This window comes from Frankia sp. Mgl5 (assembly GCF_023242985.1).
GTDB lineage: Bacteria > Actinomycetota > Actinomycetes > Frankiales > Frankiaceae > Parafrankia > Parafrankia soli.
The window spans coordinates 1-331 of record NZ_JALKFY010000580.1; the positions used below are offsets into that span (position 1 = coordinate 1).

The 331-nt window shown below is 55.0% G+C and carries 1 protein-coding gene; it reads left to right on the forward strand.

Annotated elements, in window-relative coordinates:
- Positions 1-331, forward strand: a 331-nt coding sequence (locus MXD62_RS10725; protein WP_248829160.1) for a methyl-accepting chemotaxis protein, incomplete at both ends; no start/stop codon positions are given.

Here is a 331-nt window from a genome sequence, read left to right on the forward strand (position 1 = left end):
TTGCCATCGTCTCGGAAGAGCTTGCTTCCTCCGTTACCCAGATGAACGATTGGGCCCAGCACATTGCCGCAAGCGCCAGCCAATTGGCCAATTCGATCACAGAGATTACCGCCGATTGCCAGCAGGTTGTGGAGTCGGTCAAGGAGAACGCCAAGGTGATCGACATCGTCAAAACGATCGCGGACCGCAGCAATTTACTGGGTCTTAACGCCGCCATTCAGGCTGCCCAGGCCGGAGAGTACGGACGTACCTTTGGTGTGGTAGCAAACGAAATACGTTCCATGGCGGAACAATCGCGGCAATCCTCCCATCAAATCCTGCAGAGTATGAG